Source organism: Sphingopyxis sp. GW821-FHT12C06, from assembly GCF_058807415.1.
This window is the reverse complement of the sequence record NZ_JBXAQR010000008.1, coordinates 63,578-72,204: the sequence shown is the minus strand read 5'-3', so window position 1 is coordinate 72,204 and position 8,627 is coordinate 63,578. Positions and strand designations below refer to the sequence as shown.

7 protein-coding genes are annotated in these 8,627 nt (G+C 61.2%); 2 read left to right on the top strand and 5 right to left on the bottom strand.

Features of this window, described 5'->3' with window-relative positions:
- Nucleotides 1-46: 46 nt before the first annotated feature.
- The 4 genes from AC1RRJ_RS21055 to phhA all read right to left on the bottom strand — a co-directional run bounded on the left by AC1RRJ_RS21055 (nucleotide 47) and on the right by phhA (nucleotide 3,894).
- Nucleotides 47-352 carry a 4a-hydroxytetrahydrobiopterin dehydratase gene (locus AC1RRJ_RS21055; RefSeq protein WP_493126387.1) on the bottom strand — a complete coding sequence of 102 codons (306 nt, stop codon included), beginning with the start codon at nucleotides 350-352 and terminating at the stop codon, nucleotides 47-49.
- A 30-nt stretch (nucleotides 353-382) separates the two neighbouring features.
- Entirely contained in the window at nucleotides 383-1,708 is a 1,326-nt protein-coding gene (gene fahA / locus AC1RRJ_RS21050) for a fumarylacetoacetase (protein ID WP_493126566.1), read from the bottom strand.
- A gap of 117 nt (nucleotides 1,709-1,825) precedes the next feature.
- Complete coding sequence (locus AC1RRJ_RS21045; RefSeq protein WP_493126385.1) at nucleotides 1,826-3,031, bottom strand: amino acid aminotransferase; 1,206 nt, start codon at nucleotides 3,029-3,031, stop codon at nucleotides 1,826-1,828.
- Nucleotides 3,028-3,894: a phenylalanine 4-monooxygenase gene (gene phhA / locus AC1RRJ_RS21040; protein ID WP_493126383.1), complete on the bottom strand. Its 867-nt coding sequence runs from the start codon at nucleotides 3,892-3,894 to the stop codon at nucleotides 3,028-3,030. Before phhA ends, AC1RRJ_RS21045 begins: the two co-directional genes overlap by 4 nt.
- A gap of 94 nt (nucleotides 3,895-3,988) precedes the next feature.
- Here phhA and AC1RRJ_RS21035 point away from each other — a divergent pair, with 94 nt between their 5' ends.
- A complete protein-coding gene (locus AC1RRJ_RS21035; RefSeq protein WP_493126381.1) occupies nucleotides 3,989-4,459 on the top strand; it encodes an Lrp/AsnC family transcriptional regulator in 471 nt (156 codons plus the stop codon).
- Between the two features lie 260 nt (nucleotides 4,460-4,719).
- Here AC1RRJ_RS21035 and AC1RRJ_RS21030 read toward each other — a convergent pair whose 3' ends face one another.
- Nucleotides 4,720-5,361 carry a helix-turn-helix domain-containing protein gene (locus tag AC1RRJ_RS21030; protein WP_493126379.1) on the bottom strand — a complete coding sequence of 214 codons (642 nt, stop codon included), beginning with the start codon at nucleotides 5,359-5,361 and terminating at the stop codon, nucleotides 4,720-4,722.
- Nucleotides 5,362-5,840: 479 nt separating this feature from the next.
- Here AC1RRJ_RS21030 and AC1RRJ_RS21025 point away from each other — a divergent pair, with 479 nt between their 5' ends.
- Nucleotides 5,841-8,591 carry a TonB-dependent receptor plug domain-containing protein gene (locus AC1RRJ_RS21025; protein WP_493126377.1) on the top strand — a complete coding sequence of 917 codons (2,751 nt, stop codon included), beginning with the start codon at nucleotides 5,841-5,843 and terminating at the stop codon, nucleotides 8,589-8,591.
- The last annotated feature ends 36 nt before the right edge of the window (nucleotides 8,592-8,627 follow it).

Below are 8,627 nucleotides of genomic sequence, written 5' to 3'. Positions count from 1 at the left end.
CGGGATACCCTCTGAAACCGGGTAGCTCGCACCCGACCATGCCCAGTCAGCAAGTTCGGGCAGTCGCAGTGATCGCGTCGATTTCATTCGCGAGCCGCACGTCTCGTTCCGATATGTCACCCGCGTCATGGGTTGTCAGCCAGATATCGAGTCGATTGTAGACGTTGCACCATTCGGGGTGATGGTCTTGCCTGTCGGCGACGAGCGCAATGCGCATCATCGTGCCGATCGTTTCGGAAAAACTCTCGAACGTAAGGCTGCGATGAAGTGCGCGGCGGCCTGGATCATAAATCCAGAGCTGCAATCGTTCGGCCGCTTCGACGCGCTCGTTTTCGGACAGGGGTTTGATCATGTTTGTCTTGCCTTTGAGCGTGGCAGGCTGTCATGCCGACCGGGGGAATGCGAGGTGGCGGGGTGGAACGACGATGGCGCGGCATTCGCCGAAGCCAATCGGGACAAAATTCCCTGATGCGGCCGTTGCGCGCATGATGATCTCGTCGCCATCCTCAAGGAAGCGCCGCTGTTCGCCATTCGCAAGGAGAAGTGGCTCGGTTCCCCCGGTGGAAAGTTCGAGCAGGCTACCAAAGCCGCTGCGATCCGGTGCGGAGATGGTGCCTGTCCCCAGCAAATCGCCGGGACGCATGTTGCAACCGTTCGATGCGTGATGCGCGACCATCTGGGCGATGGTCCAGTACATGCTGGTCGCTGGTCCATAGCTCAGGCGAAAGGGGTGCTCACCCGCCTCGCGCATCTTCGCTGTCACCAGAAAAGTCTCAAGAGTCAGTTCGAGCGCGCCGTGCGCCTGATCGTCGGCATCCCAAAGATAAGGCAGCGGCAAAGGGTCGCCGGACGGCCGGGGGGGCTGTGCAACGCGGAAAGGGGCCATCGCCTCTGTCGTGATCACCCACGGCGCAATGGTCGAATGGAAACTCTTGGAGAGGAACGGGCCGAGCGGCTGATACTCCCATGCCTGGAAATCGCGCGCGGACCAGTCGTTGAACAGCGAAATGCCGGCGATATGATCCGCCGCCTGGCCGATCGCGATCGGTGTGCCGAGAGCGTTGCCCGGGCCGATCCAGACGCCGAGCTCGAGTTCATAATCGAGCCGCTGCGTCGGTTCGAAGACGGGCTCACCCGTGTCGACGGGCTTGCGCTGTCCACCCGGACGGATGACCGGTTCACCCGAGGGCCGCACCGAGGATGCCCGGCCGTGATAGCCGATCGGCACATGCTTGTAGTTGGGGAGCAGGGGATTGTCGGGTCGGAACTGCCGGCCGACATTCTGTGCGTGATGGATGCCGGCGTAGAAGTCGGTGTAGTCGCCGATCCGTGCGGGAAGATGCATCGTGCAGGCCGCCGCCTCGTGAAGCATCGGCGTGAATTTTCGTTCCGCAAGCGGATCGGAAAGCATCTTGCTGAGCTGCGATCGCAGCGCCCGGCGATCGGCGGACGGCAGTGCCATCAGCCTGTTGAGGGTGGCGGCGCGGCAGGCTTCGGCAAATCGTTCCGGAAGCAGGCCGGCATCGGCGCAGGCGCGAAGGTCGAGGATGGCGTCGCCAATTGCCACCCCGGGACGCGGTGGGGCGCCCGCGAACGAAAAGATGCCATAGGGAAGATTCTGGACCGGGAAGTCGCTGTGCCCGTTCGCCGAAGTGACCCAGCTGGTCAGGTCGGGGGCATGGGTTTCGTCGGTGTGCCACCACATCATCATCGTCTTTCGTCAATCGGGAAGGGATGCGGCCAAAGGGGGCCGGGTCGCCCCTCCGGCCCCGGATGTGCCGCACGCAAGAAGGCCTCCTTCCGCGACACGGGGCGACACATATTCTCAGTCGAGATGGGGCAAGAGGGCTCGCGCGAAGACGGGAACCGTCTCGGCGCGAAGCCCGGCGATGTTGATACGGCCGTTGCCGGCCATATAGATGGCGTGATCGTCGCGCAACGCCGCGACCCCGGCCGGCGAGACGGGTAGCATCGCAAACATTCCCCGCTGCCCCGCAATGGCGGAAAGACAAGGATGTGCTTCAGAAATCCGGCGCCGAAGATCGTTCAGCCGCGCGCGCATGGCGCCAAGTTCGGCCTCCCAGTCGGCGCGCAGCGCGTCTTGTTCGAGGATCGTGCGGACGATAGCCGCGCCATGATCGGGCGGCATCGACCAGAGGCTGCGTGCCAGCGACAGCATATTCATCCGAACGCGTTCGGCGATCGCGCTGTTTGCCGATTGCACCCAGAGCGCGCCGACGCGCTCGCGATAGAGCCCGAAATTCTTGTCGCAGCTATATGCGATGACCGCGGTCGGGAGGCGCGCAAAGATGGCGCGCGTCGCGGCGGCATCTTCGGCCAGGCCGTCGCCGAGCCCTTGATAGGCAAGGTCGATGAACGGAATGAGGCCCCGCGTCTCGCACAGATCGGCGATCACCTCCCATTGGTCGATGCTCAGCGATGCGCCGGTGGGGTTGTGGCAGCAGCCGTGAAGCAAAACCGCGTTACCGGCGCGCGCATGGCGCAGATCGTGAAGCATCGCGGCAAAATCGATGCCCGCCGACGCGGGGTCATAGAAGCGATGGTTCCGGGTCTCCAACCCCGCCTCGGCAAAAATCGGAGCATGGTTCGGCCAGGTCGGTGAGCCGAGCCACAGCTGCGCGTCGGGATGCGCGCGTGCGAGCAACTCGGCTCCCAGGCGAAGCGCACCGGTTCCGCCCGGGGTTTGTACGCCGCTTATGCGCGCGTCCGGCATCTGGTCGCCGAACACGATCCGGGCCAGCAAGTCGGTGTAGAGCACGTCGCCCTCGGCGCCGAGATAGGATTTGGTTGTCTGCGTCTCGAAGAGCAGCGCTTCTGCCGCCTTCACTGCACGCATGACAGGTGTTTGACCGTCCTCATCGCGGAACACGCCGACGCCGAGGTCGATCTTGTCCGGCCGCTTGTCGGCGCGATAAAGTGCGATGAGGCCGAGCAAGGCATCGGCCGGCTGCGCTGCGAGCCGATCGAACGGCAACGATATTTCGACGGTGGGGGCGAGCACATCGCTCATACGGCAACCTCCCTGGCGCGGGCATAGTCCTGCGATCCGCGATGGCAGACCTGATCATCGGGCAGAATGGCATCGACATCGATGTCGTCACTGCCTTCGAGTGCGGCGTAAAGTGGCGCGAAGTCGGTTTCGACCGTCTGTCGCAACAGGTCTTCGAAACTGTCGATAACGAAATAGCTCTGCTGATAATCGTCGATGCGATATTTCGTCCGCATCAGGCGCTTCAGATTGAAGCCGATACGGTTGGGCGACTCGTCGTCGAGCGCGAAGACCGACTCGCCATAGGAAGACACGATTCCCGCGCCATAAAGCTTCAGCCCGTCGTCCTGGCGGATAAGGCCGAATTCGACCGTATACCAGTAGAGGCGCGCAAGCCGGTCGATCGCACCCATGCCGTCGGCACGCAGACCACCCTCGCCATAGGCCTGCATATAGTCGGCGAAGACGGGGTGGGCGAGAAGTGGCACATGGCCGAAGACATCATGGAAGATGTCGGGTTCCTGCAGATAGTCGATCTGTCCGGGCGTGCGGATGAAGCGACCGGCGACGAAGCGGCGGTTGGCGAGGTGCTCGAAGAATACGCGGTCGGGCACAAGGCCGGGAACCGCGACGACCTGCCATCCCGTTGCCTTCATTAGCCGCTCGGACAGTTCATCGAAATCGGGGATGCCGGGCTTCGTCATCCGCAGCATGTCGAGGCCGGCCATGAATTCGGGAACGACGCGGCCTGGTAACATCGCGGCCTGGCGCGCGAAGAGATGGTCCCACATATCGTGCTCGGCCGCGCTGTAGCGCGCCCAATCCTGTGGGATTGTCCAGTCTTCGGCGGTGCCCTCGGGGCGGTCTGGAAGATGATTTGCCATTGATATGAAATCGCATGTTATCGTTGGAATTGCGTTTCATATTCAACCGGATATAGCGATATATCGAAACATTCTCTCTAAAATGAAGGGCTGTATGAAAGAATTATTTCAGATGGAGCCTCTCGATCGTCGAATCATCGAAGTGCTCCAGGTCGATGCCTCGTTGAGCAACCAGGATATCGCCGAGCGGGTGGGGTCGTCGGCGGCTTCTTGCTGGCGGCGGATCAAGGCGCTCGAGGCCGCCGGCATCATCCTGGGGACGGTCCGGCTCGTTGATCCCGCGCGGGTCGGGCGGGGCGTAACCGTGATCTGCAACATTCGCGTTCGCAGCCATGCGCGCGATGTCAGGACGGCCTTTGAGGCGTTTGTGCACGCGCGGGCCGAGATCATCGAATGTTTTTCGATGTCGGGTGACTGGGATTATTTGCTTCGTATCGTGGTTGCCGATGTCAGCGATTATGAGCGCTTCCTGATGCGCGCGCTGCTCGAGCATCCGTCGGTGGGCGGCGCTTCGTCCCATTTCGCGCTGTCGACGACGAAATATACGACCGCGCTTCCCATTTGATATCGCGGCCTGGCAATGTCCGGGCTCGCTGCGCCCGCTCACCGGCCGTTTCTTCGCAAGGGCAGGCAATACAGGCGTCGGCAATCGAAACGGGCGATCGGCTGCCCGTTCGGAAATGGTCGATATGCCCTTCATGCCCGACCCGTCCCTGCACGAAGATCTTCGAGCGACGGTTGCGAATAATCCTTCACCACCGTCCGTTCAGACGGCCTCTCACGGTCGATGGGACGGCCTGGGCGGGACTTCCCTGACAGTCGGCCTTATCTGGAAATGGCGCCTTCGTCGTGATGGCCGAGCAGCGAGCCCAGCAAGTCTTCATCAGCACTGGAGCAGACGCCGAGGACGATGGCTTCGTCACAGTCTTCGGCAGCCATATAGGCATGGCCCATGCTGGAATCGAGATAGATCGACTGTCCTTCTTCCAGGAGAACGGGATCATAATGTTCCGTGTGCACGATCACGCGGCCGCGGAGCACATAGGTAAACTCTTCGCCTTGATGGCGCGCAAGGCCGTCGAATTGTTCCAGCGTTTTGGCGCGGATATGAATGATGATCGGGATCATTCGCTTCCGGCGTAACTCGGTGCAGAGATAATGGTAATCGTAGTTGCCGGTGTTCACGCGAATTGCGCTGTCGAGACGGCCGACGCTGCGGCGCGCGGTAAGTGAGGACGGAGCCTCGCCGTCCTGCTCGCCTTCGGCGAAAAGTTCGGACATGCGGATCTGGAGGCAATGGCTCAACTTCTGGAGCTTGTCATAGCCGAGAGTGAGCCGCCCGGCCTCGACCTTGGAGAGCGTAGAAAACGGAATGCCGCTTCTGTGGCTCATCTCCTTGACCGTCCAGCCCTTGCGCTTGCGTTGCCCGCGCAGAAGAGCGCCGAGCCGCGATTCGTCCGATTTCATCTTTCACCCCGTTGTCGCAATGGTCTTTATCAGCCGCGACCTCTTTCGCAATTCGGCCGTTTTAGGAAGAATAATCCTGATTAGGATATTTATTGTTCCAATTGGGACAATGATAGCCTAAAATGACACGACTCATGCAAAAGCGCATCAAGCGCGAGGATCGGGGAGAGAGGCATACCGGCGCGCTTTGGTTCGCGCATCGAGCAACCGAATGCGCCCGGCCGGAGCAGCAGTCACAGACTTCGAACACAACGCCATAGGCCTGCCACGCCTGCCAGAGCCGGTATTCGCCCGGTGCAGGTCCGGCGTGGGGCAACGGCATACTGCTGCCCCGCAAGGATTGCGAAGGAACCCTTGCGTCCCGGGCCGAGGGCATTCGAACATCAAGGTTCGGCGCCCGGGACCCTCCGGGATGAGGGAAAACGAACAAGAACCAACTTTTTGAAAATAAAAACAAATATATAACTGGGAGAATGGGGATGGTTATTCGTCAGAAGATCGTTTTGTTGTCGGGGGCTGCGCTGCTTGGCTTGGCAACGCCCGCAATGGCTCAGGTTGAGGCAAGCACAGTGCGTGCCGACGATGAGGCAGAAAAAGAAATCACCGTCACAGCGACGCGCATCAAAGACGCCAATTTCGAGGCCCCGACGCCCATGCTCGCCATTGGCGCGGATCTGGTCGATCAGCGCGGCTCGACGAATATCGCCAACATCATCAACGAACTTCCTGCCGTCACCGGTACGATCACGCCCAGTTCCTCCAACCTCAATAGCCGCCAGAATGGCGTCAACGCGATCGATCTGCGGGGGCTGGGGACCAACCGCAATCTTGTTCTCATCAACGGGCGACGCGGCACACCTTTCGACGAATTCGAAAATATCGACCTCAACGCGGTGCCGTCGCTGGCGATCGACCGCGTTGAAGTGGTCACCGGGGGGGCTTCCGCTGCATGGGGCTCCGATGCCATTTCGGGTGTCGTCAATCTCGTCTTCAACGACAAGATCGAGGGAGTGAAGTTCAACGCGCAATATGGCCAGTCGGGTCGGGGCGATGCGGAAAACCTCAGGCTATCGGGAGTCTTTGGGAGCAAGTTCGGCGGGGGCAGGGGCCATGTGCTGCTGGCGGCCGATTATGATCGCAACAAAGGCATTCCCGAAGGGCGCGCACGCGCATGGCAGCGCCGCAGCCCGGCATTGCTCAGCAATCCCGCCGACGTCAACGGCACGGACGGCATTCCGCAATATGTGATCCGCGACAATGCGGTGCTGTTTCTCGGTTCCCCGAACGGGGTGACGCTGCCCGGAGCTGGTCAGACGGGCAATCTCGAATTCTTTCCCGATGGCACGGTGCGGCCGCGCGTACTGGGTGAAAACATCGGCGGCAGCCACATGGTCGGGGGCAGCGGCTCGCGCCTTGCCGATCGCGTCGCGCTGTTGATTCCCACCGAGCGTTTCAGCATCCTGGGCGCCGCGCGCTACGAAATTGCGGACGACATCACGCTGTTCGGCGAGGCAAGTTTCGCCAGATCGAAATCGCGTGGTGCACTGGTCGATGCGTTCAGCTTTGGCAGCGTCGTTATCCGGCCTGACAATCCCTTCCTGCCCGCCAGCATCGCCGCGCTGAACGAGCCATTTGCGCTGTTCCGGACCTTCGAGGAATTTCCTGCGATCACGTCGGTTTCGGTCAACGAAACCATGCGGTTCGTCGGCGGGGTCAAGGGCTCGCTCGGATCATCCTGGTCGTGGGATGTTTCGCTGCAGCATGGCCGTACGGATTTTTCGAACGATCAGCCTTTTAATCTGCTGCCCGCAAAGCTGCTGCTCGCTGCCGATGCGGTTCGCGATCCTTCGACCAGCCAGATCGTGTGCCGCGCCAACCTCGGCGGCGCCAATGGCGCGCCGGGCTGCGTTCCGGTCAACCTTTTTGGCAAGGGCTCACCGAGCCAGGCCGCGATCTCCTATTTCACCGGCACGGGCACGTCGGACACGAAGATCCGGCAAACCGTTGCGGCGGCGAATCTGAGTGGTGAGCTTTTTCAGGGCTGGGCAGGGCCGATCCAGACGTCCTTCGGTATCGAGCACCGCAGGGAGTCGCTCGATCGCAGGGTCAATGCACCGAATGACAATGAGGAATTCCTCATCGTCAACGCGCAGCCGCTCCGCGGCAAATATAACGTCACCGAAGGATATGCGGAGGTCGCGGTCCCGATTATCGCGGGCGCCCGGAAGCTCGACTTCAACGGAGCGGTGCGCCTGACCGATTATAGCACGGTTGGCCGGGTCGTGACCTGGAAGGCCGGGCTGGTCTTCGCGCCGATCGAGGAACTTCGTTTTCGAGGCACCATATCGCGAGACATTCGCGCGCCCAGCATCGGCGAGACTTTCGTCGAATCGGTCCTGCTGTTCGAGAATGTGGCGAACCCGTTCAACGGCAATATCGACTTCGTCCAGGTTCCGCTGTCGGGAAACCCCAATCTGAGCGAAGAGCGGGCGTTGACCAAGACGGCCGGCGTCGTCCTGACCACCGGGCGCTTCAAGGCGTCGCTCGACTGGTATGATATCAACCTCAAGGACGCGATCGGCGCGCTCGGCGCACAGGACATCGCCGACCGTTGCTTCAAGGGCGAACAGGATCTGTGCTCGCTTATCCGTTTCGGTGCCAATGAAACGATCCTCTCGGTCAAGAACCAGAATCTCAACCTCGGTAGCTTCCGCGTACAGGGCCTCGATTTCGATGCGCGCTATGCGCTGCCGGTGGGAAGCGGCAATCTTTCGCTGGGCTTTGTCGCAAGCTATCTGATCGACAAGAAGATCGCGCCTACGGGCGGCGCGCCGACCGATGTCGCAGGCGAAGTCGGGCCGACATCGACAGGTTTCGGCTCGCCCGATTTCAAGGCGACCTTCAGCGCCAATCTTGATGTCGGTCCCTGGGGTTTCTTCGGCCAGCTGCGCTATATCGGCAGCGGCGTCTACGATGCGACTTTTGGTCCGGAGCAACTCTCGGCGAAGGATAATCATATCGGCGCCGTCGCCTATGTGGATCTTTCGGTGAAATATGACCTCGACGAACTGATCGGCAGCGAGGCGCAGATCTACGCAGGCATGGACAATGTGTTCGACAGGGACCCTCCCGTCGCGCCGCTCAACTTCATCTCGAACACCGCCACCAACGCCGCGCATTACGACGTTGTCGGTCGCAAATTCTATGTCGGGGTTCGGGCGAAGTTCTAGGCACAGCGGGGCGTGCGCGATGAACGGATCGCCACG

Coding starts and splice junctions, on each gene's coding strand:
- AC1RRJ_RS21025 (WP_493126377.1), top strand. CDS start 5,841: ATGGTTATTCGTCAGAAGATCGTTTTGTTGTCGGGGGCTGCGCTGCTT.
- fahA (WP_493126566.1), bottom strand. CDS start 1,708: ATGATGTGGTGGCACACCGACGAAACCCATGCCCCCGACCTGACCAGC.
- AC1RRJ_RS21055 (WP_493126387.1), bottom strand. CDS start 352: ATGATCAAACCCCTGTCCGAAAACGAGCGCGTCGAAGCGGCCGAACGA.
- AC1RRJ_RS21030 (WP_493126379.1), bottom strand. CDS start 5,361: ATGAAATCGGACGAATCGCGGCTCGGCGCTCTTCTGCGCGGGCAACGC.
- phhA (WP_493126383.1), bottom strand. CDS start 3,894: ATGGCAAATCATCTTCCAGACCGCCCCGAGGGCACCGCCGAAGACTGG.
- AC1RRJ_RS21035 (WP_493126381.1), top strand. CDS start 3,989: ATGAAAGAATTATTTCAGATGGAGCCTCTCGATCGTCGAATCATCGAA.
- AC1RRJ_RS21045 (WP_493126385.1), bottom strand. CDS start 3,031: ATGAGCGATGTGCTCGCCCCCACCGTCGAAATATCGTTGCCGTTCGAT.